Annotated in this window: 23 protein-coding genes and 1 riboswitch; of the genes, 16 read left to right on the top strand and 7 right to left on the bottom strand. The window is 71.1% G+C overall.

The window, feature by feature from the left end; genetic code table 11:
* Positions 1-42: 42 nt before the first annotated feature.
* Genes ACXJKB_RS04710 through ACXJKB_RS04725 form a run of 4 tightly spaced genes read right to left on the bottom strand, consistent with a single transcriptional unit; the run spans position 43 to position 4,704 of the window.
* Positions 43-753, bottom strand: coding sequence for a uracil-DNA glycosylase (locus ACXJKB_RS04710; protein WP_300049637.1), 711 nt, complete (start codon positions 751-753; stop codon positions 43-45).
* An 8-nt stretch (positions 754-761) separates the two neighbouring features.
* Positions 762-2,198, bottom strand: coding sequence for a pyridoxal phosphate-dependent decarboxylase family protein (locus ACXJKB_RS04715; RefSeq protein ID WP_457185891.1), 1,437 nt, complete (start codon positions 2,196-2,198; stop codon positions 762-764).
* Positions 2,195-3,544: an MFS transporter gene (locus ACXJKB_RS04720; RefSeq protein WP_457185893.1), complete on the bottom strand. Its 1,350-nt coding sequence runs from the start codon at positions 3,542-3,544 to the stop codon at positions 2,195-2,197. The genes ACXJKB_RS04715 and ACXJKB_RS04720 overlap by 4 nt, the downstream gene beginning before the upstream one ends.
* Positions 3,541-4,704, bottom strand: coding sequence for an alpha/beta fold hydrolase (locus ACXJKB_RS04725; protein WP_457185895.1), 1,164 nt, complete (start codon positions 4,702-4,704; stop codon positions 3,541-3,543). The genes ACXJKB_RS04720 and ACXJKB_RS04725 overlap by 4 nt, the downstream gene beginning before the upstream one ends.
* A 112-nt stretch (positions 4,705-4,816) precedes the next feature.
* On the opposite strand from ACXJKB_RS04725, the gene ACXJKB_RS04730 reads away from it, so the two are divergent.
* From ACXJKB_RS04730 to ACXJKB_RS04745, 4 genes are read left to right on the top strand one after another with little or no spacing between them, the layout of a single operon-like run.
* A complete protein-coding gene (locus tag ACXJKB_RS04730; RefSeq protein WP_457185897.1) occupies positions 4,817-5,455 on the top strand; it encodes a fasciclin domain-containing protein in 639 nt (212 codons plus the stop codon).
* A gap of 38 nt (positions 5,456-5,493) precedes the next feature.
* A complete protein-coding gene (locus tag ACXJKB_RS04735; protein WP_457185899.1) occupies positions 5,494-6,123 on the top strand; it encodes an RNA polymerase sigma factor in 630 nt (209 codons plus the stop codon).
* A complete protein-coding gene (locus tag ACXJKB_RS04740) occupies positions 6,110-6,826 on the top strand; it encodes an anti-sigma factor (RefSeq protein ID WP_457185901.1) in 717 nt (238 codons plus the stop codon). The genes ACXJKB_RS04735 and ACXJKB_RS04740 overlap by 14 nt, the downstream gene beginning before the upstream one ends.
* A gap of 59 nt (positions 6,827-6,885) precedes the next feature.
* Positions 6,886-8,448 carry a glutamate synthase-related protein gene (locus tag ACXJKB_RS04745; protein WP_457185902.1) on the top strand — a complete coding sequence of 521 codons (1,563 nt, stop codon included), beginning with the start codon at positions 6,886-6,888 and terminating at the stop codon, positions 8,446-8,448.
* 45 nt (positions 8,449-8,493) lie between these two features.
* On the opposite strand, the gene ACXJKB_RS04750 is transcribed toward ACXJKB_RS04745, so the two are convergent.
* The gene (locus tag ACXJKB_RS04750; protein ID WP_457185904.1) at positions 8,494-9,936 is read right to left on the bottom strand and encodes an alpha,alpha-trehalose-phosphate synthase (UDP-forming); all 1,443 of its coding nucleotides are present in this window, start codon (positions 9,934-9,936) and stop codon (positions 8,494-8,496) included.
* Between the two features lie 206 nt (positions 9,937-10,142).
* On the opposite strand from ACXJKB_RS04750, the gene ACXJKB_RS04755 reads away from it, so the two are divergent.
* The 5 genes from ACXJKB_RS04755 to ACXJKB_RS04775 all read left to right on the top strand — a co-directional run bounded on the left by ACXJKB_RS04755 (position 10,143) and on the right by ACXJKB_RS04775 (position 13,756).
* A complete protein-coding gene (locus ACXJKB_RS04755) occupies positions 10,143-10,436 on the top strand; it encodes a DUF3263 domain-containing protein (RefSeq protein ID WP_300049655.1) in 294 nt (97 codons plus the stop codon).
* Positions 10,437-10,497: 61 nt separating this feature from the next.
* Positions 10,498-11,046, top strand: coding sequence for a LytR C-terminal domain-containing protein (locus ACXJKB_RS04760; RefSeq protein WP_457185906.1), 549 nt, complete (start codon positions 10,498-10,500; stop codon positions 11,044-11,046).
* A gap of 76 nt (positions 11,047-11,122) precedes the next feature.
* Positions 11,123-11,953, top strand: coding sequence for a trehalose-phosphatase (gene otsB / locus ACXJKB_RS04765; protein ID WP_457185908.1), 831 nt, complete (start codon positions 11,123-11,125; stop codon positions 11,951-11,953).
* A 76-nt stretch (positions 11,954-12,029) separates the two neighbouring features.
* Positions 12,030-12,169: riboswitch (SAM riboswitch) on the top strand.
* Positions 12,170-12,179: 10 nt separating this feature from the next.
* Entirely contained in the window at positions 12,180-13,463 is a 1,284-nt protein-coding gene (gene thrC, locus ACXJKB_RS04770; protein WP_457185910.1) for a threonine synthase, read from the top strand.
* Positions 13,464-13,480: 17 nt separating this feature from the next.
* Positions 13,481-13,756: a MoaD/ThiS family protein gene (locus ACXJKB_RS04775; protein ID WP_457185912.1), complete on the top strand. Its 276-nt coding sequence runs from the start codon at positions 13,481-13,483 to the stop codon at positions 13,754-13,756.
* A 19-nt stretch (positions 13,757-13,775) separates the two neighbouring features.
* On the opposite strand, the gene ACXJKB_RS04780 is transcribed toward ACXJKB_RS04775, so the two are convergent.
* Both ACXJKB_RS04780 and ACXJKB_RS04785 read right to left on the bottom strand, forming a co-directional pair.
* Positions 13,776-14,273, bottom strand: a complete 498-nt coding sequence (locus tag ACXJKB_RS04780) for a GDYXXLXY domain-containing protein (RefSeq protein WP_457185914.1) — start codon at positions 14,271-14,273, stop codon at positions 13,776-13,778.
* Positions 14,270-15,508, bottom strand: a complete 1,239-nt coding sequence (locus ACXJKB_RS04785) for a DUF2157 domain-containing protein (protein WP_457185916.1) — start codon at positions 15,506-15,508, stop codon at positions 14,270-14,272. Before ACXJKB_RS04785 ends, ACXJKB_RS04780 begins: the two co-directional genes overlap by 4 nt.
* A 124-nt stretch (positions 15,509-15,632) precedes the next feature.
* Between ACXJKB_RS04785 and ACXJKB_RS04790 the strand changes: the two genes are divergently transcribed.
* The 7 genes from ACXJKB_RS04790 to ACXJKB_RS04820 form a co-directional block, all read left to right on the top strand.
* Positions 15,633-16,472 carry an SGNH/GDSL hydrolase family protein gene (locus tag ACXJKB_RS04790; RefSeq protein ID WP_457185918.1) on the top strand — a complete coding sequence of 280 codons (840 nt, stop codon included), beginning with the start codon at positions 15,633-15,635 and terminating at the stop codon, positions 16,470-16,472.
* 9 nt (positions 16,473-16,481) lie between these two features.
* A complete protein-coding gene (locus tag ACXJKB_RS04795; RefSeq protein ID WP_457185920.1) occupies positions 16,482-17,339 on the top strand; it encodes a hypothetical protein in 858 nt (285 codons plus the stop codon).
* Positions 17,336-18,202, top strand: coding sequence for an ATP-grasp domain-containing protein (locus ACXJKB_RS04800; protein WP_457185922.1), 867 nt, complete (start codon positions 17,336-17,338; stop codon positions 18,200-18,202). Before ACXJKB_RS04795 ends, ACXJKB_RS04800 begins: the two co-directional genes overlap by 4 nt.
* Positions 18,203-18,402: 200 nt before the next feature.
* Positions 18,403-18,831: a TadE family protein gene (locus ACXJKB_RS04805; protein ID WP_457185924.1), complete on the top strand. Its 429-nt coding sequence runs from the start codon at positions 18,403-18,405 to the stop codon at positions 18,829-18,831.
* On the top strand, positions 18,831-20,417 hold the full coding sequence (locus ACXJKB_RS04810; RefSeq protein ID WP_457185926.1) for a pilus assembly protein TadG-related protein: 1,587 nt from the start codon (positions 18,831-18,833) through the stop codon (positions 20,415-20,417). Before ACXJKB_RS04805 ends, ACXJKB_RS04810 begins: the two co-directional genes overlap by 1 nt.
* A 238-nt stretch (positions 20,418-20,655) precedes the next feature.
* Positions 20,656-22,284, top strand: a complete 1,629-nt coding sequence (gene groL, locus ACXJKB_RS04815) for a chaperonin GroEL (protein ID WP_457185928.1) — start codon at positions 20,656-20,658, stop codon at positions 22,282-22,284.
* Positions 22,285-22,476: 192 nt separating this feature from the next.
* A partial coding sequence (locus tag ACXJKB_RS04820; RefSeq protein ID WP_457185930.1) for a collagen-like triple helix repeat-containing protein occupies positions 22,477-23,134 on the top strand: 658 nt, incomplete at its 3' end.

The raw sequence follows: 23,134 nt of genomic DNA on the forward strand, positions 1-23,134 counted from the left end.
GTGGTCGGCGGCGGGCCGTCCGCGAGACCGTTCGCCACTGGACTACCGCGCCGGGACGTCGTCGTACGCCGGCAGGGTCCAGTCGACCGGCTCGGCGCCCTGCTCCTCCAGCAGCCGGTTGACCGTGCTGAAGGGCTTCGACCCGAAGAACCCTCGCCGGGCGCTCAGCGGGGAGGGGTGGACCGACTCCACGCACGGCACCTCGCCGAGCAACGGCTTGAGCTTCTGCGCGTGCCGGCCCCACAGGACGGCCGCGCACGGACCGCCGCGCTCGGCGAGCGCGGCGATGGCCCGCTCGGTGATCGGCTCCCACCCCTTGCCCTGGTGGCTGTTGGAGTCGCCCGGCCGCACCGTCAGGGTCCGGTTGAGCAGCATCACGCCCTGGTCGGCCCACGCCGACAGGTCGCCGTGGCGCGGCGGCACGATGCCGAGGTCGTCGCGCAGCTCGACGTAGATGTTGAGCAGGCTCGGCGGCAGCGGCCAGACGTGCCGCTCGACGGCGAAGCTCAGCCCGATCGGGTGGGCGGGGTTGGGGTAGGGGTCCTGCCCCACGACCAGGACGCGTACGTCGGCGAGCGGGCGCTGGAACGCCCGGAAGACCCGGTCGGCGGCGGGCTGGTAGCCCCGGCCGGCGACGTCCTCGTCGCGCAGGAAGCGACCCATCGCCGCGATCTGCTCGTCGACCGGCGCCAGCGCCTCCGCCCAGTCGGGAGCCACCAGCCCCTTCTCGACCAGCCCGGCGAGTGCGCTCATCGGGGTGGTCATCCCACGTCCCCGCGGACGGGTCGCTGGAGCCGGTCGAGGAACGCCACCAGCAGCGCCTCCCGCATCGCCGGCGACGCGACGTCGAGCATCGCGTTGACCTCCGCCATCCGGCTCGGCAGCTCGAGCTCGCCGTCGGCCGACTCGCTCACGAGCCCCGATGCGGCGAGCAGGCCGTCGAAGTCGTCGTCGCCGAGCGCGGTCGGGTCGAGCGCCTCGATGAACCCGACCACGCCGGGGTCGACGGCCACCGGGCCGGCCGCCTGCGCCGCAGCCACGGAGGCGGAGAGCGCCGAGGCGAACTCCTCGACGTGCGGGTGCGTGCCGGCGCTCACCGACAGGTGGATGCTCGGCCCGTGATCCCCGAAGGACAGCTGTGGCTGGACGTACCACCCGCGGGCGACCAGCTCGTCGGTGAGGGTGAACGGGTCGCAGGACGCGTCGGTCGCCAGGGTCACGAGGGTGGAGTCGGGCGCCACCACCAGCCGGAGCGCCGGCTCTCTCTCGATGCACGCCACGATGGCGTCGACCGCGGCGAGGGCGCGCTCCGCGAGCGCGAGGTAGCCGTCGTCGCCGATGTGCTCGACGACCGCCCACGTGCCGGCGACGGGGCCGCCCGAGCGGGTCGACTGCGTCGTGGCGTTGAGCATCGTGTAGCCCGGCCACGCCGCGGAGGCGAAGAACTGCGGCTTGCGCAGCGCTGCGTCGCGGTGCAGCAGGAGCGAGGTGCCCTTCGGGGCGTAGGCGTACTTGTGGGTGTCGACGGAGATCGACGTGACGCCCTCGACGGCGAAGGTCCACGGCGGCACCGGACGCCCCAGCCGGGCGGCGTACGGCAGCACCCACCCGCCGATGCAGGCGTCCACGTGGCAGCGGACCCCGCGGGCAGCCGCGGCCGCCGCGATCTCGGTCACCGGGTCGACGACCCCGTGGGCGTACGACGGAGCGCTCGCCACGACCAGCACCGTGTCGTCGTCGATGGCGTCGGCCATCGCCGCGGCGTCGGCCCGGAAGTCCGGCCCGACAGGCACGAGGACGGCCTCGACGCCGAAGTAGTGCGCGGCCTTGTGAAAGGCGGCGTGCGCGGTGGCGGGCAGCACCATCCGCGGGCGTACGACGTCCGGGCGGCTGTCGCGCGCGCCCTGGACCGCCAGCAGGATCGACTCCGTGCCGCCCGACGTGACCGTCCCGACCGCGGAGGCGGGGGCGTCGAGCAGTCCGCAGGCGAAGCCGACGAGCTCGTTCTCCATCTGCAGCAGCGACGGGAACGCCGTCGGGTCGAGCGCGTTGGAGGCGGCGTAGGCCGCGACCGCCTCCCGGGCGACACGGTCGACCTCGGGGTCGCCGGAGTCGTAGACGTAGGCCAGCGTGCGGCCTCCGTGCACGGGCAGGTCCCGGCTCTGGAGGGCATTGAGCCTCTGGATCGCGTCGGTCACTGGACTGCTCCTTCCGCCGCCGCCACCTCGGCGGGGTCGAGGGTGTACTGGCGCAGCCACCAGAGGCTGACCAGCGTCAGGATCGCCGGCACGATCGAGAAGCCCAGCGCGATCGTCGTGAGTGCGGAGTCGGGCTGGCTGATGTCGCGGCCCTCGCTCGACAGGTAGCCGCCGAGCGCGAGCATCAGGGCGAAGAGCGCCGGGCCCAGGGCGAGGCCGAGCGTCTCGCCGGCCGTCCAGACGCCGGTGTAGACCCCGGCCCGGTTCTCCCCGGTCCGGGCGGCGTCCACGGCGGCGACGTCTGGCAGCATCGCCATCGGGAACACCTGGCATCCGGCGTAGCCGACGCCGACGAGGCCTGTCGCCACGAACGTCCAGACGTCGTTGCCGCCCCGCGCCAGCACGGCGAGGGCGGCGCCCGCGGCGAGGAGCAGCGACGAGGCGACGTAGCCCTGCTTCTTGCCCACGCGCTCACCCCAGCGGGCCCACAGGGGCGTCAGCAGCAGCGCCGGCCCGACGAAGCAGACGAACAGGATGGTCGCCGCCGAGGTGCGACCCAGCAGGTCCTCGGCGACGTAGGCGACGCCGGCGAGCATGCACCCGGTGGCGAGTGCCTGCAGGACGAAGGTGGTGAGCAGCACCCGGAAGTCGCGGGCCCGGGAGACCACCTGCAGCTGCTGGCGCAGCGTGCCGGCGCCGGCGCCCACCGCCCCGATCGGCGCGTGGCGGGTGCCCCACCAGGCGGCGAGGACACCGACGAGGATGACCGTGGCCATCACGACGCCCATCACGCGGTATCCGTCGCGCCCGCCGACCGCGTCCCGGATCACCGGCGCCGTCGCACCGGCCAGCATGATCGTGAAGGCGAGGATCGCGACCCGCCACGTCATCAGCCGGGTGCGTTCGTCGTAGGACGTGGTGATCTCGGCCGGCATGGCGACGTAGGGCACCTGGAAGAAGGCGTACGCCGACGCGGCGAGCACGAAGAAGACGAGCACCCACCCGGCCTCGAGCCACCGGCTGTCGAGGTCGGGCGCGGCGAAGATCAGCGCGAACGCCCCCGCCAGCATCAGCCCGGCACGGACCAGCCACGGGCGTCGCGGACCGGCCGGGTCGATCGTGCGGTCGCTGACCCGCCCGGCGATCGGGTTGAGGACGACGTCCCACGCCTTCGGCAGGAAGACGATCACGCCGGCCCAGAGCGCCGCGATGCCGAGCTCGTCGGTGAGGTACGGCAGGAGCATCAGGCCCGGCACCGTGCCGAACGCCCCGGTCGCGACCGAGCCGCTGCCGTAGCCGATGCGTACGCCGAGCGGCAGCCGCCCTGCGTCGACCGACGTGCTCATCGTCCACCCAGCGCGCGGGATCCGGCCGACCCATAGCGGCGCGAGGGGTTCGAGCCGATCGTGCCGCGGGACGCCTTGGCCTTCGGCAGCGGGCCGCGCGACCACTCGTCCACCCACTCGTCGATGGCGGTCCAGGTCGTCGATCGGGCGGCCCGGCCGGTGAGCATGCCGAGGTGGCCGCCGGGCACGACCTCGAAACGCACCTGCGGCGACCCGGTCAGCAACGGCACCACGGCGCGTACGGCAGGCAGCGGGGCGATGCCGTCGGTGTTGCCTGCGAACACCAACGTCGGGACCGAGATCGATGCGAGGTCGATGGTCCGGTCGCCGATCTCCATGCTGCCGGTCGCGAGGGCGTTGCCCTTGACGAAGCGGTGGTAGAGCTGCCCGAACGTGCGGCCCGGGTAGGCCGTCATGTTGGACATGAACCGGGTGACCGCCTCCATCTGGGCGAGGTAGTCGGTGTCGTCGAGGTGGGTCAGCACCGCGAGCGGCTTGGTGAGCATCTTCTGCGCGGAGGCGGCGGTGAAGGCCCAGCTGACGAAGGGGGTAGGCACGCCGCCGAGGACCCGGTAGGCGCGGGTGATGACGCCCCGGCCCTGCGTCAGGTTGAGCAGCGGCCGCACCGGCGCGACGAGCGGCACCTTGGTCACGTCGACCGGGGACCCCACGACGGTGATCGAGGCGATCGGCAGGTCCTGGCGATCCGCGGCGACGAGGAGGGTGAAGATCCCGCCGAGGCTCCAGCCGACGAGGTGCACCCCGCGGCCGCCCGCGTGCTCGCTGACGACGCGGATCGCCTCGGGCAGCACCTCGTCGACCCAGTGCTCCATGCCCAGCGACCTGTTCTTGAACGAGACCTGCCCGTACTCCAGCAGGTACGTCGGACGCCCCTGCGTGACGAGGTGCTCGACCAGGGAGCAGTCGCGGCGCAGGTCGAAGCACAGCGAGGGCGCCGCCAGCGGCGTCACCAGCAGGACCGGGTCGCCGGTCTGGGGGACGCCCGCGGCCGGTCGGTAGTGGTAGACCTCGCGCAGCTCGCCGTCGTCGATCAGCGTCCGGGGCATCGGCCGCAGGTCGGCCAGCCCGCCGTAGAGCAGCGTGTGCGCGACGTTGCCGGCCGCGGCGACCACCTGGTCGGGCTTGGGGATGAGGTCCATGGGGGAAATCTACGTGGAGAAAACTTCGGGGTCGGTGCATCCAGTGGCGGGGTTGCTCCCGAGAACAGGGGGACGGGCGCCAACGGGCGCCCCTGACGGAAGGACCTTCCTCATGAAGCGACGCGTTCCCGCCATCCTCGCGGCCTCGGCCCTCGCCCTGGGCGCGGTGCAGGCCACGGCCCCCGCCGCGAGCGCCAAGGCCGCCGGTGAGGACAGCCTCGCCGCTCTCCTCACCTCGGACGGCAACACGTTCGACAAGAACAAGAACGACTTCGACATCGTCACCGAGGCCGCCCTGGCCATCGTCGCCGCCAAGCCCGACTCCCCGGTCGCGCTGCTCGCCGACGGCAGCCAGCGCCTCACGGTCTTCGCGCCCACCGACGAGGCGTTCCGCCTGCTGGCCAAGGACCTGACCGGCAAGACGATCAAGAGCGAGAAGAAGATCTTCGACGCGCTCGTCGAGCTCGCCGGTGTCGACACGATCGAGACCGTCCTGCTCTACCACGTCGTCCCGGGCAAGACGCTCACCAGCAACAAGGTGCTCAAGGCCAACGGCGCCAAGCTGACCACCGCCCAGGGCGGGAAGATCACCGTCAAGGTCAAGACCAAGCCGAGCGTGAGCGTCACGCTCAAGGACCGAGACAAGAACGCCCAGGACCCGAAGGCCATCCTCAAGGCCCTCGACCTCAACAAGGGCAACAAGCAGGTCGCCCACGGCATCGACCGGGTGCTCCGCCCGATCGACCTCTGAGGCACGGCAGCACGGAGGCCTGACGGGCGGAGAGCGCGATGACCATCATCCCGTTCTCCGCCCGCGCGGCACGCCGGTACGGTGGCCCGGTGGTCACCGAGGCGATGGCGTTCGAGGGCGAGCAGGACGCCGGCGTCCAGGCGCTCGCCGCTCGACTCGTCGCGGGCGAGGAGACCGCCCTCGAGGAGGTCTACGACCGGTGGTCGGCCCTCGTGCACACCTACGCGCTCCGTGCCCTGCGTGACGCACACGATGCGGAAGAGGTCACCCAGCAGGTGTTCGTCGCTGCGTGGCGCAGCCGGCGCACGCTGACCCCGAGCCCCTCCGCCCTCCCCGCCTGGCTGGTGGGGATCGCGCGCCACAAGGTGGCCGACGTACGAGCGGCCCGGGCCCGCGACGCCGACAGGATCGCGGCCGTGGTGTCACTCCCCGGCGCCCACCAATCCGCAGACGAGGACGTCGCCGAACGACTGGTGGTCCGGCAGGCCGTCGAGGACCTGCCGGATCCCCGCCGCACCATCATGTTCCTCGCCTTCTGGGAGGGACACAGCCACGCCGAGATCGCCGAGAAGGTCGGCCTGCCGCTCGGCACCGTGAAGAGCCACGTCCGCCGTGGCCTGATGAAGCTCCACCAGCAGCTCGAGGGGGTGCGCCATGAGTCACGTTGATCCCGAGCAGCTCGCCGGGCTCGCCCTCGACCCCACCGACGGCCCCGTCGACGTGCGGGAGCACGTCGAGACCTGCCCCGAGTGCGCAGGGCTGGTCGCCGCGTTCACCGGCGTACGCCGCCGCGCCGGCGCCGACGCCCTGGTCCCGCCCCCCGCTGAGCTGCGCGCGAAGGTGATGGCGGAGGTCCGGTCGGGCGACGCCCCGCCGGTGCCGCTGCCCGCCCGCACCGAGCCGGTGCCCCGACGCGGCGTGCCGCTGTGGCTGGCCGGCGTCGCCGCCGCGCTCGCCCTCCTCGCCGGCGTCGGCCTCGGGCGCCTCGGCACCGGGACGGACGAGACTCCTGAGGCGGTCAGCCCCCCGGCGGAGACCGGGACCGTCGTGGCCGCGACCCCTCTCACCGCCCTCGACAGCGACGCCGAGCGCGGCGAGGCGAGCGCCGTGAAGACCGACGACACCTTCACCATCCGGGTCAGCGCGAGCGAGCTCGGCGACGAGCCCGGCGTGCACGAGGTGTGGCTGATCAACGTCGACGGCGAGCGGATGATCTCCATCGGCCTGCTCGCCTCGGGCGACGAGGGGGAGTTCGCCGTCCCCATGGACCTCATCGACGAGGGCTACCGCATCGTCGACATCTCCGTCGAGCCCGACGACGGCGACCCCACCCACTCAGGGGTGAGCATCGCGCGCGGGGAGCTCGCCTGACCCCTCCATCCGGACGGTCTGTCCTCGACAACGCGTGACGGGAGGGCTAGGAACGGGTCATGAAGTGGAGGTACGCCATCCTCGGCGGCACGGCAGCGGCGGCGGCCGTGACGACCGTGCACGACCTGGTCCAGACGAAGCACGCGATCGTCCGCAACTTCCCGGTGATCGGGCACGCACGCTTCTTCCTGGAGAGGTTCGGCCCCGAGCTGCGGCAGTACATCGTCACCAGCAACGACGAGGAGCGCCCGTTCAGCCGTGACCAGCGGCGCTGGGTCTACGCCAGCTCCAAGCTGGAGAACAACTACTTCGGCTTCGGCACCGACAACGACGTCGAGGGGCTCGCGGGCTACCCGATCATCAAGCACCGCACCTTCACCGGGCCGGGTGCGGTCACGATGCCGCACGCGCAGGAGGAGATCGTGCTGCCCTGCGCCAAGGTGATGGGCGCCGCGCGCGGTCGTACGCACGCCTTCCGGCCCTCCTCCGTCGTCAACATCTCCGGCATGAGCTTCGGCTCCCTGTCGGGCAAGGCCATCGAGGCGCTCAACAAGGGCGCGGCCATGGCCGGCTGCTTCCAGAACACCGGCGAGGGCGCCCTGTCGCCCCACCACCGCAACGGCGGCGACATCGTCTTCCAGATCGGCACCTCCTACTTCGGCTGCCGCGACGAGCACGGCCGCTTCGACATGGCACGGCTGGTCGACGTGGTGCAGTCGGCACCGGTGCGCGCGATCGAGGTCAAGCTCAGCCAGGGCGCCAAGCCCGGGCTCGGTGGCATGCTCCCCGCCGAGAAGGTGAGCCGGGAGATCGCCGAGATCCGTGGCATCGAGGAGGGCAAGGACTGTGTGTCACCGAGCCGCCACACCGTCTTCCACGACATCGACTCCATGCTCGACTTCGTCGAGTCCGTGGCCCAGGCGACCGGCCTGCCGGTCGGGATCAAGTCGGCGGTCGGCAACCTGACGATGTGGGACGAGCTCGTCGAGGAGATGGGCTCCGGGACGCGCGGCGTCGACTTCGTCAACATCGACGGGGGCGAGGGCGGCACGGGGGCGGCGCCGATGATCTTCGCGGACTCCGTCGCCTACCCGTTCCGCATCGGCTTCAGCGAGGTGTGGCGCCGGTTCGCGACCGCCGGCCTCAGCGACGACGTCGTGTTCATCGGGGCGGGCAAGCTCGGCGTCCCGGAGAACGCCGTCGTCGCCTTCGCCCTCGGCGCCGACATGGTGAACGTCGGCCGCGAGGCGATGATGTCGATCGGTTGCATCCAGGCCCAGAAGTGCCACACCGACCACTGCCCGGTCGGCATCGCGACGCAGAACCCGCGCTACACGCGGGGCCTCGACGTCGGCCTCAAGAGCGTGCGGGCGGCCAACTACGTCCGCTCGCTGCGACGTGACCTGCTCAAGGTCTCCGAGGCGATCGGCGTGGTCCACCCCGGGCTGATCTCGCCGCGCGACATCGACATCGTCGACGGGACGCGGTCCGCGGTGGGCCTCGGCGAGGTCTACGGCTACGACCCGACGTGGCCGCGCCTCGGCGCGCACCTGGTGAGCGAGATCGAGGCGATCATGGTCGCCCAGGACGAGACCGCACCGTCACGACGCACCCCCGCCTGAACCTCGGTCCGCCGAGGCTGGGCCGAGCGGGGAGCAGGGCTGCGGTCAGCGCGAGCGCGACTCTCGCACCGTCTTGTCGTGGTGCTCGGGCAGGTCCTCGAGCTCGCGCAGGAAGTCGGCGGCCCACTTCGCGACGTCGTGCTGGACGACGGTCCTGCGCATCGCCCGCATCCGCCGGGACGTCTCCTTCTTCTCCGCGGCGAAGGCATCGAGCAGCGCGGACTTCATCCCGTCGATGTCGTAGGGGTTGACCAGCCAGGCCTGCCGCAGCTCCTGCGCCGCCCCGGCGAACTCTGAGAGCACCAGCGCGCCGTCGTCCTCGAACCGGCAGGCGACGTACTCCTTGGCGACGAGGTTCATCCCGTCGCGGAACGGCGTCACCACCATGATGTCGGCCGCCCGGTAGAACGCGGCCATCTCCTCGCGGGGGTAGGAGTTGTGGAGGTAGTGGATGGCCGGGTTGCCGATCTTGCCGTGGTCGCCGTTGATCCGCCCGACGAGCATCTCGATGTCGTCGCGCAGGATGCGGTACTGCTCCACGCGCTCGCGAGAGGGCGTCGCGACCTGCACGAAGACGGCGTCCTCGACGTCGAGGTGCCCGTCGCGCACGAGCTCGCCGAACGCCCGCAGCCGGGAGTAGATGCCCTTGGTGTAGTCGAGCCGGTCGACGCCCAGGAAGATCCGCCGCGGGTTGCCCAGCGCCTCGCGGATCTCGGCGGCCCGCTTCTCCACCGCCTCCGAGCGGGCCAGCTCCTCGAACCCGGCCGTGTCGATCGAGATCGGGAACGCGGTCGCCTTCACGGGCCGACCGTCCGGGAGGTAGATGGTGTCGCGGTGGGTCTTGTGGCCCACCCGGCTGCGCACGAGGCGTACGAAGTTGGCGGCCGCACCCGGCAGCTGGAAGCCGATCAGGTCCGCGCCCAGCAGCCCCTCGAGGATCTGGCGGCGCCACGGCAGCTGGGAGAAGAGCTCGGCCGGCGGGAAGGGGATGTGGAGGTAGAACCCGATGCGCAGGTCGGGCCGGGAGGCGCGCAGCATCTGCGGCACCAGCTGGAGCTGGTAGTCCTGCACCCACACGGTGGCACCCTCGGCCGCCACCTCGGCGGCCCGGTCGGCGAAGCGCTGGTTGACCGCGACGTAGGAGTCCCACCACTCGCGGTGGAACTCCGGCTTGGCGATGACGTCGTGGTAGAGCGGCCATAGCGTGCCGTTGGAGAACCCCTCGTAGAACTCCTCGACCTCCCGGGCGCTCAACGCGACGGGGATCAGGGAGAGACCGTTCTCCTCGAACGGCTCGAACTCGTCGTCGTCGGCCGAGCCCGGCCAGCCGATCCACGCGCCGTCGTTGGCCCGCAGCACCGGTTCGAGGGCGGTGACGAGCCCGCCGGGGGAGGGCCGCCACGACACCGAGCCGTCCGGCTGGCTCACCCGGTCCACGGGCAGCCGGTTGGCCACGATCACGAGGTCTGCCTGCGCCGCTCCACTCACGCCCGCAACCCTAGCGACGGCCGGTGAGACGCAGACCACCCCGCGGTGTCCCGGTCTCCCCGATCTGGCGGGTGCGCTCCACGAGACCCCCGCAGGTTTTGTCCAGACGACTCGCCGGAGGCGAATGACATCGTTGTCGTTCGTCGCCTAGACTCGTCCTCGTCCACCCGGTCACGGGTGGTGTGGGGTCGAGGAGGAGATGTCCGATGGACGCAGCCGAGCACATCACAGCCCAGCAGGCGACTGCTGCCGGGCTGAGCGAGCGTGACGGCGAGATCCTCGAGTTCGAGCGGCACTGGTGGAAGTACGCCGGTGCCAAGGAGCAGGCCGTCCGCGAGAAGTTCGACATGTCGTCCACCCGCTACTACCAGGTCCTCAACGCGCTGATCGACCGTCCCGAGGCGCTCGAGGCCGACCCGCTGCTCGTACGCCGCCTCCGCCGGCTGCGGGCCTCCCGTCAGCGGCAGCGCTCGGCGCGCCGCCTCGGGTTCGAGATCTGACACCACCTGTGACTCACCTCTGACCCAACGGCCCGCCCTCTCACGATTGGTCACCTTCCCCATGGCCTCCTTCCCCAGCCCCGGCCGACCCGCGTCCCGTCGTCGTGACGAGTGCGGCGTCGCCTTCCCGTCCCCGCTCGTGATGCTGTCGGTCCTCGCCGTCGCGATGGCCTCGATCACCTTCGTCGCGACCCGCGACCAGGCGCCGACCGAGCGCCGCGTCGACACGGCCACGATCGCCAGCGCCGAACAGTCGCCCAGCGCCGAGCCGTCCCCGACGGTGGCCGAGACCCCATCGCCCGAGCCCAAGCCCAAGCCCAAGCCGCAGGTCAAGCGGGGCGAGGTCTACGTCGAGGTCTACAACAACTCCGGCATCCGGGGGCTTGCCGCCGAGACCGCCGCGAAGGCCACCGGTGTCGGCTGGGCCGTGGTCGGCGAGGACAACTGGCAGGGCCTCATCCCCACCAGCACCGTCTACTTCCCGCCCCGGCTCAAGGCTGCCGGCAAGCAGCTCGCCCTCGACCTGGGGATCAAGCGCACGGCGCCGGCCGTCGGCGTGATGAAGCGCGACCGGCTCACCATCATCCTCACCGCCGACGCCCCGCGCTGACCCTCGGCCCTCCCTCGCCCCGATGCAACCGCGGGCAGGGTCGGCGCACGTGCGCCGCACGTGGTTGGGTTGACCCATGGAGTTCACCTCCGACGACGCGCGCGCCCACTACGACGCCGTACGCGACGTCCTCGATGGCGTCGTCGTCGGCCTCGACTTCGACGGCACGCTGTCACCCGTCGTCGACGACCCCGAGGCGGCCCGCCTGCACCCCGCGGCCCCGGGCGCGCTGCTCGAGCTCGCCGAGGCGGTGCGCGCGGTCGCGGTGATCACCGGTCGGCCGGCGCGCCAGGCCATCGCCATGGGCGACCTCGACGCGCTCGGCAACGCCATGCTCGACCGCGGCGCCGAGCTGTTCGTCTTCGGCCAGTACGGCAACGAGCGCTGGTCGGCCACCGAGCAGCGCATCCGGTCGCCGCGGCCGCCGGCCGGACTGGCGAGCTTCGAGCGCGAGCTGCCGTCCGTCCTGCGCAGCGCCGGCGCCGCCGGGGCGTACGTGGAGGAGAAGGGCCTCGCGGTCGCCGTGCACACCCGCCGCATGGACGACCCGACCGGCACCTTCGAGCGGCTGGTGAAGCCCATCTCCGCCCTCGCCGAGCGCCACCACCTCACGATCGAGCCCGGTCGCAACGTCATCGAGGTGCGCTCGGGTGACATGCACAAGGGTCACGCCCTGCGGGCCTTCGTCGCCGAGCAGGAGGCCACCGGGGTGGTCTTCGGCGGCGACGACCTCGGCGACGTCGAGGCGTTCGAGGCGGTCCGCTCGCTGCGCGCCGACGGCCTGCCCGGCCTGGTGGTGTGCTCGGCCTCGACCGAGCGACCCGACCTGATGCGGCTCGCCGACGTGGTCGTCGACGGACCCCAGGGCGTCGTGGAGCTCCTGACCGCTCTTTCCGCCCGCCGCTGACCGCTCCGCGGACGCCGTCGTGACCACATCGTGGACTCGATGTGCACATCGTGAGACAGCCTGCCTAGGCTGAGCGTGCTCATCACGAGGGACTGAGGGAACGGCCCGACGAAGTCCCGGCAACCACCCGCGAGCCTCCTGTCCGCCTCACGGCCGGCAGTCGCGGGAGCAGGTGCCAAATCCGACCCCAGCGAGAGTCGCGGGGACAGATGAGAAGGAGGACTTCATGAGCACCCTGCTGGACGAGAACACCACTGGCACCCCGTCGAGGGGCCTGCGCGAGGGTGCCTTCGGCAACGCCCGCGCCCTGGCCTGCCGCGAGTGCGGGCACGAGGTCGCTCTCGGCCCCTTCTACGCGTGTCCGGAGTGCTTCGGGCCGCTCGAGGTGGCCTACGACTTCCCGACGGTGACCCGCGAGGAGATCGCCGCCGGCCCCCGCAACATCTGGCGCTACAAGGCGCTCCTCCCGGTGCCCGACGACATCGAGCAGAGCCCCAACACCGAGCCCGGCTTCACCCGGCTGCTCGAGGCGAAGAACCTCGCCCGGGAGCTCGGCCTCGAGAAGCTGTGGGTGAAGGACGACTCGACCAACCCGACCAACTCCTTCAAGGACCGCGTGGTCGCCTGCGCCCTGAGCGCGGCCCGCGAGCTCGACGCCAAGGTCTTCGCCTGCCCCTCGACGGGCAACCTCGCCAACGCCGTCGCCGCGGCCGGCGCCCGGGCCGGGATCAAGACGGTCGTCTTCATCCCGAGCAACCTCGAGAAGCCCAAGCAGGTCAACTCGGCCGTCTACACCGACCGCCTCGTGGCGGTCGACGGCAACTACGACGACGTCAACAAGCTCGCCTCGGAGATCGCCGGCGAGGAGGAGGGCTGGGCGTTCGTCAACGTCAACGTGCGCCCCTTCTACGCCGAGGGCTCCAAGACGCTGGGCTACGAGATCGCCGAGCAGCTCGGCTGGCGGCTGCCCGACCAGATCGTCATCCCCGTCGCGTCCGGCTCGCAGCTGACCAAGGTCGACAAGGCCTTCAAGGAGCTCATCGCCCTCGGCCTGGTCGAGGACAAGCCCTACAAGGTCTTCGGCGCCCAGGCCACCGGCTGCTCGCCGGTCTCGGTCGCCTACAAGGCCGGCACCGACGCGATCCGCCCGGTCAAGCCCGACACCATCGCCAAGAGCCTGGCCATCGGCAACCCCGCCGACGGCATCTACGTCCTCGACATCTGTCGCCGTTCCGGCGGCGCGGTCGAGGACATCAGTGACGACGAGGTGCGCGAGGCGATCGTGCTCCTGGCTCGCACCGAGGGGATCTTCACCGAGACCGCCGGCGGCACCACCGTCGGCGTGCTGAAGAAGCTCGTCGAGTCCGGTCAGCTCGACACCTCCCTGGAGACGGTCGTCATCAACACCGGCCACGGCCTCAAGACGCTGGACGCGGTGTCCGACCGCGTCGGTCCGGCCGCCACCATCGCCCCGTCCTACGACGCCTTCGTGGCGGCGGACATCCTCTGAGCACGAAGGAACGAGCCATGGCAGTCTCCGTCCGGATCCCGACCATCCTGCGCACCTACACCGGTGGTGAGTCCGAGGTCAGCGCCGAGGGCGACACGCTCGCGGCCGTGCTCGACGACCTCGACGCCCGCTACTCCGGCATCAAGGGCCGCATCCTCGACGAGGCGGGCAAGCTGCGCCGCTTCGTCAACGTCTACGTCGGCAACGACGACGTGCGTTTCCTCGACGAGCTGGAGACCGCCACGCCCGACGGCGTGCAGATCTCGGTGATCCCGGCGGTCGCCGGGGGCTGAGCCCCGGCGACCGTGCCGGTCATCGAGCGCGTACGTCGACCACGGCGGCGTTGCCGTGGTCGTCGACCCGCAGCTCGGCGACCGCGCCGTCGCGCAGCAGGTGCTCGGCCTCCTGGGCGTCGTCCTGCGGGAGGAACCAGCTCTCGATGCCGCACCGGACCTGCCACGACCGGTCGTCGCAGGCGAGGTAGGGGCCGTCGTCGGGCCGCGTGCGCGACCACGCTTCGCCGATCCAGACGCCGTCCGTCTCGACCAGCGTGATGTAGACGTCGCCGGACTCCCCGTCGTCCAGCGAACCGAGCCCGGGCTCGACGAGCGACTGGGACCTGTCGTGGCGCAGGTCGGGGTAGTCGAGGGCGACGTACGCGCCGCGGAACGGGTCGATCGGGTCGACCGGTGCCACCCGCACCAGGTAGGTGTCGCCGGCGATCCTGGCGGAGAGCTGCGGTGCGACGGCCAGGCCGACGAGCGCGAGCTGGCTGGTGGCGACGACCGCGGTGGTCAGGACGATCTTCATCGGTCGGTTCCCTTCGATGCGGTGTCGGTGGCGGTGTCGGCGGGGTCGAGGGCCTGCACCAGCTCCCGGCGGGCCCGGTCGAACAGGAAACCGGTGCCGAGGAAGACGGTGCCGAGCACGACGAACAGCCAGGCGCCGGTGACGATGGGTGCGAAGACGGCGAAGCTCTGGAAGGTCGTGAAGACGACCAGGCCGACCATCGCCATCCAGGTCAGGGCCTGGTGGTCGCGCACGGTGCCGAGCGCGACGAGGGCGACGGCCAGCAGCACGTAGGCGACGACGGAGATCGCCGCGTGCGCCCAGTCGGCCCCGTCGACAGCGGTCGTGTCGGTTCCAGTGGCCCACAGGCTCAGCGACGTGGCGGTCAGCAGCACGGCGATGGCGCCCAGCGGCTCGAGGATGCCTGCGCCGCGGCGGACGACGCCGGCGAGGACCGTCGCAGCTGCCGCGACGGCGACCGCGACCACGAGCCAGGTCGACCACGTCAGGCCGTCGCTGCCCGTGTCGGGGATCGCGGCGACGAAGAGCGCCGCGAGCGCCATGCCGCCCGCGAGGGTGCGCCAGGTCCAGGCGAACCCATCGATCCACCCGTCGTGCAGCACCGCGAGTGCAGCGGCGAGGACGGCGCCGGCGCCGAGCAGCACGACGACCGTGGTCCCGTCCTGGGCGTCCCACAGGGGCTGCATGAACCACCATGTGACGCCGGTGACGACACCGACGAGGAAGGGCAGGTGGGCCCGCGTCAGGTAGGCGTGGATGAACGCGCCGACGGCCCAGAGGCCGATGAGTCGCGGCTCGTACGCCGGGACCTGCAGCGACTGGGCGGCCTGGAAGATGACGGCGCCGGCACCGAGTGCGGCGAGGAGTCGTGCGGCGCCGACCAGGGGCGGCGAGGCGTGGCGCGCCGCGAGCGTCTCACCGCCGACGAGGAAGGCCAGCCACAGGGCCGCCACAGCCGCGAAGCGTGCCAGGGGCGAGAGCTCGTCGAGGTTGGCGGCGACCAGCCAGATCAGCCCGACGCCGACGAAGCCGCCGCCGAGGTAGAGCAGGACCCGCCCCACGCTGACGCGGGCGTCGTGCTCGGAGCGGTAGCGCGCCGCGATGCGCGTGGCCTGCTCCTCGCCGATGAGGCCCTCCGAGGTCCAGTCGTCGAGCTCGTGGCGCAGCCAGGCGAGCTGCTGCGGCGCGACCGATCGGGTCGCGAGGGCGGGTGCCGGTGACGAGGTGTCGGTCATGCCCCCACCGTGGCCCGGTGCGGCCGGGTTGTCCTGAGTACATCGACCCATATGTGGGGTGCCGTTGGGTGGCGGGATGCCCAGGGTTGCGCAGGCGTTCAGGTGGGTCTGGTTCACAGGGGGCGTGCGGAGCAGACACCTGGCCCGGGCCGGCGTCGCGCTGGCCGTCCTCGGCGGCGTGGCGGGAGGGACGGCGTACGGCGCGCGCGAGCTGTTGCACCGACAGGCGGCGCAGGCCCGGCGCGCGATCGGCAAGCCGTTGGGGGAGCGGGCGCCGGACGCCGACCGCCACTACAAGAAGAAGCACGGCGAGCCGGTGGACCTGCTGGTGCTCGGCGACTCCATCGCCGCGGGCCTGGGCGCGGACAGGGCCAAGGACACCCTCGGCAGCCGACTGGCGCGTGGCATCGCTGCGAGTGCCGGTCGCTCGGTGCGGCTCAGGACGGCGGCGGTGGTCGGCTCGGAGAGCAGCATGCTCGCCTCCCAGCTCGCGTCCCTGCCCCGGGGATATCGCCCGGACGTGGCCGTCATCGTGGTCGGTGGCAACGACGTCACCCACCGGGTGCCGGTCGCCGAGTCCGTACGCCACCTGGTCGAGGCCGTCGAGGACCTGCGGGCCCGCGGGACGGAGGTCGTCGTCGGCACCTGCCCGGACCTCGGCGCGCTCCGCCCGGTGCCGCAGCCCCTGCGCGCTCTCGGCTCACGTGCCTCGCGGCAGCTGGCGGAGGCCCAGCGGGAGGCGGCCCTGGCGCGCGGCGCGCGGGTGGTCTCGCTGGCGCACGTGGTGGGTCCTTTCTTCATCACCAACCCCGAGGAGATGTTCAGCCTCGACCGCTTCCACCCGAGCGCGCACGGCTACAAGCGCACGGCGAAGGCGATGCTCCCGTCGGTGCTCGCGGCCCTCGGCGTCGTGGCCGACGTGCCGTTCGGGCACCACGCACCCGACGTGGGTGGGTCAGGCTAGGGTTCCCGGGTGCGCACCACTGCTCGACGAGCCGGCCAGGCCGTCAAGAAGGCTGCCAAGAAGGCCGGCCGGATGCAGGCATCGCCCGCACCGGTCGAGCCCGAGCCGCTCGACCCGAAGGTCGAGCGCCGCCGTCGGTTGCTGGCCAGCAACCTGACCGAGCTGGCCATCGAGTTCCGCACCGACAAGTGGGGCGTCCACAAGTACACCCCCCACTACGAGCGCCACCTCCAGCACCTGCGCGGCGAGTCCTTCACGCTGCTCGAGCTCGGGATCGGCGGCTACAAGAAGCGTCGCAAGAGCGGTGCCTCGATGAAGATGTGGCGCTGGTTCTTCCCCAAGGCGCGCATCGTCGGGCTCGACATCGAGGACAAGTCGTGGCTCACGCGGGGGCACATCCACACCTACCTCGGTGACCAGACCGACCCCGAGATCCTCCAGCGCATCATCGACGAGCAGGGCGCGCCGTTGGTGGTCATCGACGACGGCAGCCACATCCCGGCCCACGTGCGCGAGTCGTTCCGGATCCTGTTCCCGCTGATGCCCGACGGTGGCATCTACTGCATCGAGGACACCCAGACGTCCTACTGGCCGGCGTGGGGCGGGCAGCTCGACCCCCGCGCTCCGGGCACGTCGATGGACCTGGTCAAGGACCTCGTCGACGGCCTCAACCACGAGGAGTTCCTCCTCGAGGGCTACGAGCCGACCTACACCGACCAGTGGGTGCGGGCCGTGCACTGCTACCACAACCTCGTGATCATCGAGAAGGGCGACAACCGGGAGGGCACCAACCGCGACAACGTCGCGCACGAGCTCTACGGCGCCTCCGAGCTGCCCGACGGCTCCGACGGCTCCGACGACGCATGAGCGTCCTGCTCGCCACCAGCGGTGACCTGCCGCAGGGGGAGCCCGGCGCGGGCGCCCTCGACGCGGTCCTCCACGCCCGCGGCACCGACTTCGCCTGGGCCCGCTGGGACGACCCGTCCGTCGACTGGTCCGCCGCCGACCTCGTCGCGGTGCGGTCCACCTGGGACTACGTCACCCGCCACGGGGAGTTCCTCGCCTGGGCGACGTCGCTCGACCAGGCCCGCCTGCTCAACGGCGCCGACGTCTTCGCCTGGAACCACGACAAGCGCTACCTCACCGAGCTCGGCGACCTGCCGGCGGTGCCGACGCTGCTCGCCGACGACCGGGCCGGCCTGGCCGACGCGGTGCGCCGCTTCGGCTCCGCGGTCGTCAAGCCCCGCGTCGGCGCCGGGGGAGCGGGCCTCCTCGTGGTGACCGACCCCGACGACCCCCGTCTGGGGCGGCCCGTCCGCAGTCACGCCGACTACCCCGAGGTCGACGGGCCGTGGGTCGTCCAGCCGCTCGTGGAGTCGATCCGCACCCACGGCGAGGCGTCGGTCTACGTCCTCGACGGGCGGCTCGGCCAGCGCTTCGACAAGCTGCCCGGCGAGGGCGACGTACGCGTCAACGAGGAGTTCGGTGGCCGGGTGCGCGCCGTCGAGACCGGTGACGTCGGCGACCTGGTGATGAGCGCGTACGACGCGATGGCCGAGCGCTTCGGCCGGCCGATGGACTACCTCCGCGTCGACCTGCTGCGCTGGGACGGCCAGTGGGTGGTGAGCGAGCTCGAGCTGATCGAGCCGGGCCTCTACCTCGACGTGTCGCCGGCCAACGCGGAACCGTTCGCCGACCTGCTCGCTGCGAGGGCCGCCCGCCGGGGCTGACCCGCCTGTCTAGACAGGTCGGCAAACAAATCTCGGTCCGGGGGGTGGGACATGCCCCCCTCAAGTTAGGTTGCCCTTGTCTTGCCTGCGCTGGGGGGTGCGGGCAGGGCCGGTGATCCGTCATCCGTGCCGGATCACCGTCACAACCTTCGCGGCGTCGGGAGCGTTCTCGCGCGTCGCACCTGCGGGAGGAAATAGTCATGCCCTTTTCACGCCCACGCGAGGATCGCGGTGCGGCGGCGGTGGAGTTCGCACTGATCGTGCCGATCCTGCTCGTCGTCCTCTTCGGCATCATCGACTTCGGGTTCGCCATCAACCGCTACACCATCGTGAACAACGCGGCTCGCGAGGGCGTGCGTGAGGCGAGCCTCGGCGCCAGCGAGGCCGAGATCCGGGCGGCCGTGACGCACGGGATGTCCGACCTCGGCGGCAGCTACACGATCACCGTCAGCTGCAAGAAGAAAGACGCTACGACCAACTGCACGAGCTGGAACGCCGGGCAGGAGAGCGGCGGGATCGCCGCGGTGAAGGTGGACTTCACCCACACCTGGATCACGCCCGTGGGAGACATGGTCGACGGCGGAGAGAACCTCCACCTCGTCAAGACCAACTACATGAGGATCGAGTGATGCGCCGGTCGCCGCGGCGCCGCGGCGAGGACGGTGCCGTCGCCCTCATGACCGTGTTCCTGTCGCTGGTCATCTTCGGGGCCGCTGCCATCGCGATCGACATCGCCACGTTGGCGATGCAGCGGCAGAAGCTGCACGACGCCGTCGATGCGGCAGCGCACGCCGGGGCCTACGCCATGCCAGGTGATGGTGCCTCGGCCATCGCCGCCGCGCGCAGCATCGCCTTCGCCAACGATCCGGACCTGGAGTGGGACTTCACCCAGCAGAACCCGAAGATCCGGCTCTGGTGCGTCGTGGCGTCGACCGGCACCACCCCTCCAGCTGTCAAGACTAGCCAGATCCCGAGCACCTGCTACCCGGGGACGGGACCGTACACAACGTCGAAGTACCCGGACCTGCGCTGCAACGGAGTCATCTGCAAGATCCCCTGCGCGCCGAGCTCCACCACCAACTGCAACACGGTGGAGGTCGTCGCTCAGAAGGACGTGCCGTTCGGTTTCGCCAACATCGCGTTCGGCGAACCCAAGGGATCGACCGGTTCTGTCGCGTCTGCGGCCTGCAAGGGGTCGTGCGGGGCCGAAACCCCAAACCCGATGGACGTCGTGGTCCTGGCCGACAGGACCGCGAGCCTCTCGGACAGCGACCGCGGGAGCATGGTCAGCGCCGTCAAGAACATGATGCTCACCATGGATCCGACGATGCACTTCCTGTCCATCGGGACCATCGACAAGAGTGCCCCCACGTCAGCCTGCCCCAGCAACCGTCGGCCGCTGCCGCCGGGCAAGACGTCGAGTGGGTCCTCCAACTACAAGGTCACTCCGGCATGGACGGCCGCCGACCTGGAGAACACCAGCCACAAGTGGATACCCAGCGACTTCAGTCGGGACTACGTCACCGGAGCTCCCGGGGCTCGAGTCGGCAAGAGCACCGATCCGGTCTACAAGACCATCAACTGCATCACCAGTTCTTCTCTCGCGGAGTACGGCACGCACCTGGCGGCCCCGCTCAAGGAGGGGGCGCGCAAGCTCCTCAACCTGAGCGGTAGCAACTTGGGCACCCTCAGCGCGAGCTACCCGCGTCCGGGGGACGACGACGTCACGAAGGTGCTGATCCTCGAGACCGACGGGGCGCCTAACGAGTTCGTTGCGTCGGGCACCGATGCGCAGACCAATGTGCTGACGGCCGGCGCGGAGCTGCGCCACCCTGATGGGAATGTCGCGTGCGAACAATTGCTCAAGGTCGCCGCGAGTGCCAAGGCGCAGAAGATCGTGGTAATCACCATCGGCTTCGGTGAAGTGGTCTCGGCGAAGTGCAACAGGTGGAACAACTTCGGTGGCAAGACAGGGTCGACGTCCGGCTCCTCGAAGAACGTGCGTGACGTCCTCGCGGCGGCGGCCTCTCCCCACCCGGGCACCGGCGCGGCGAGCACGGCGAACAGCTGCAGCGGTTCGAGCGCGGTTACTGCCGAAAATGCGGACGGTGACTTCTTCTTCTGTGCGGCCAGCGGGTCTGAGTTGGCGGACCTTTTCCGCACAGCACTCAATCAGGTCAGCAAGGGCGTCCGGCTGGTCAAGCTTCCCAACTGAGCGACAGCGCCGCGGTGCACGGGTCCCGTGCCGCCAAGGACGGGACCCGTTTGCACTCTCCGGGGTCGAGTGCTAAACATGAGACTGGCACTCTCCACACGAGAGTGACAACGACCCAGGTGACGCTGAGGTCTCCGACGCCGGCGGGAATGGATCGCCGGCCGAGCGGGATCGTCCGTCGCGGGCAGCCCGCCTGGAGTCGACACACAGACTCACGTCGATAGGAATCGCACGCGATATGGCCAAGCTGATTGCTTTCAACGAGGAGGCCCGCCGCGGCCTCGAGCGGGGTATGAACACCCTCGCCGACGCGGTCAAGGTCACCCTCGGCCCCAAGGGCCGCAACGTCGTCCTGGAGAAGAAGTGGGGCGCCCCCACGATCACCAACGACGGTGTCTCGATCGCCAAGGAGATCGAGCTGGAGGACCCCTACGAGAAGATCGGCGCCGAGCTGGTCAAGGAGGTCGCCAAGAAGACCGACGACGTCGCCGGTGACGGCACGACGACGGCCACTGTCCTGGCCCAGGCCATGGTCCGCGAGGGCCTGCGCAACGTCGCGGCCGGCGCCAACCCGATGGGTCTCAAGCGCGGCATCGAGGCCGCCGTCGCCGCCGTGTCCGAGCAGCTGCTCGCCATGGCCAAGGACGTCGAGACCAAGGAGCAGATCGCCTCCACCGCGTCGATCTCCGCCGCTGACACCACCGTCGGCGAGATCATCGCCGAGGCGATGGACAAGGTCGGCAAGGAAGGCGTCATCACCGTCGAGGAGTCCAACACCTTCGGGCTGGACCTCGAGCTGACCGAGGGCATGCGGTTCGACAAGGGCTACATCTCGGCCTACTTCGCCACCGACCTCGAGCGCATGGAGGCCGTGCTGGAGGACCCCTACGTCCTCATCGCCAACTCCAAGGTGTCGACGGTCAAGGACCTGCTGCCGCTGCTGGAGAAGGTCATGCAGTCCGGCAAGCCGCTGCTGATCATCGCCGAGGACGTCGACGGCGAGGCGCTGTCGACCCTGGTCGTCAACAAGATCAAGGGCACCTTCCGCTCCGTCGCCGTCAAGGCGCCGGGCTTCGGTGACCGCCGCAAGGCCATGCTGCAGGACATCGCGATCCTCACCGGCGGCCAGGTCATCTCCGAGGAGGTCGGCCTCAAGCTCGAGTCGGCCGGCATCGAGCTGCTCGGCCAGGCCCGCAAGGTCGTCATCACCAAGGACGAGACCACCATCGTCGAGGGTGCCGGCGACCAGGGCCAGATCGAGGGCCGGGTCAACCAGATCCGCGCCGAGATCGAGAAGTCGGACTCCGACTACGACCGCGAGAAGCTCCAGGAGCGCCTCGCCAAGCTGGCCGGCGGCGTGGCCGTCATCAAGGTCGGCGCGGCCACCGAGGTCGAGCTCAAGGAGCGCAAGCACCGCATCGAGGACGCCGTCCGCAACGCCAAGGCTGCGGTCGAGGAGGGCATCGTCGCCGGCGGCGGCGTGGCGCTCGTCCAGGCTGCTGCCACCGCGTTCGACAAGCTCGACCTGTCGGGTGACGAGGCGACCGGCGCCAACATCGTTCGCGTCGCGACCTCGGCCCCGCTCAAGCAGATCGCCATCAACGCCGGTCTCGAGGGTGGCGTCGTGGCTGAGAAGGTCGCCAACCTGGAGGCGGGCCACGGCCTCAACGCCGCCACCGGTGACTACGTCGACATGATCGCCGAGGGCATCATCGACCCGGCCAAGGTCACCCGCTCGGCGCTGCAGAACGCCGCGTCGATCGCCGCGCTGTTCCTCACCACCGAGGCCGTCGTGGCCGACAAGCCCGAGAAGGCGCCGGCCATGCCCGGCGGCGACATGGGCGGCATGGGCGGCATGGACTTCTGATCGTCTGATCGGAACCACCCGCTCCACCAGCACCATCTACAAGGCCCCCGCCTCCGGCGGGGGCCTTGTGGCGTCTGTCACACCCGCAGGGGTGAATGTGCCGATCGCCGGACGCGGGCGGCTGCGGTACCTAGGCTCCGGGAGCCGCGCCGCCATCGAGGGGGTGCCACTCGACTCTTGGGGGTCACCATCTTGCGTTCGCTCACGTCCTCGCGCCCGAAGGGCCGCACCGTCTCCGCCATCCTCGTCGCCGGTGCCCTGGTGGTGTCGGCCGGCGTCGGCGGCGCCACGGCCGGCGCCCTGATCACCGGCAAGGACATCAAGGACAAGTCCATCACCGGTGCCGACATCGCCGACCGCTCGCTCGGCAAGCGACAGCTGAGCACCGCGGCGGTCGAGAGCCTCCGCACGAGCTGGAACTCCGGCGTGGGTGCCCCGGCCGCCAAGGACGGCTCCACCAACAGCTGGTACCTCGACACCGCCACTGGCGACGCGTACAAGAACACGCCGCGCGGCTGGGAGCTCCGCGTCAACATCATGGGCGCCACCGGTGCCCCCGGCGCCGTCGGCCCGCAGGGCGTGTCAGGCGCAACCGGCGCGAAGGGCGACACCGGCGCGACCGGTGCGACCGGTGCGAAGGGCGACACCGGCGCGGCCGGTGCGACCGGCGCCAAGGGCGAGACCGGTGCTACCGGAGCGCAGGGCGAGAAGGGCGATGCCGGCGCCAAGGGCGACCGCGGCGACACCGGTCTGACCGGCGCAGCCGGTGCCGCCGGCGCCACGGGCGCGAAGGGCGACCAGGGCGCGAAGGGTGACGCCGGCGCCCAGGGCGACCGCGGCGACACCGGCC

It is taken from the genome of Nocardioides sp. P5_E3 (assembly GCF_054049275.1).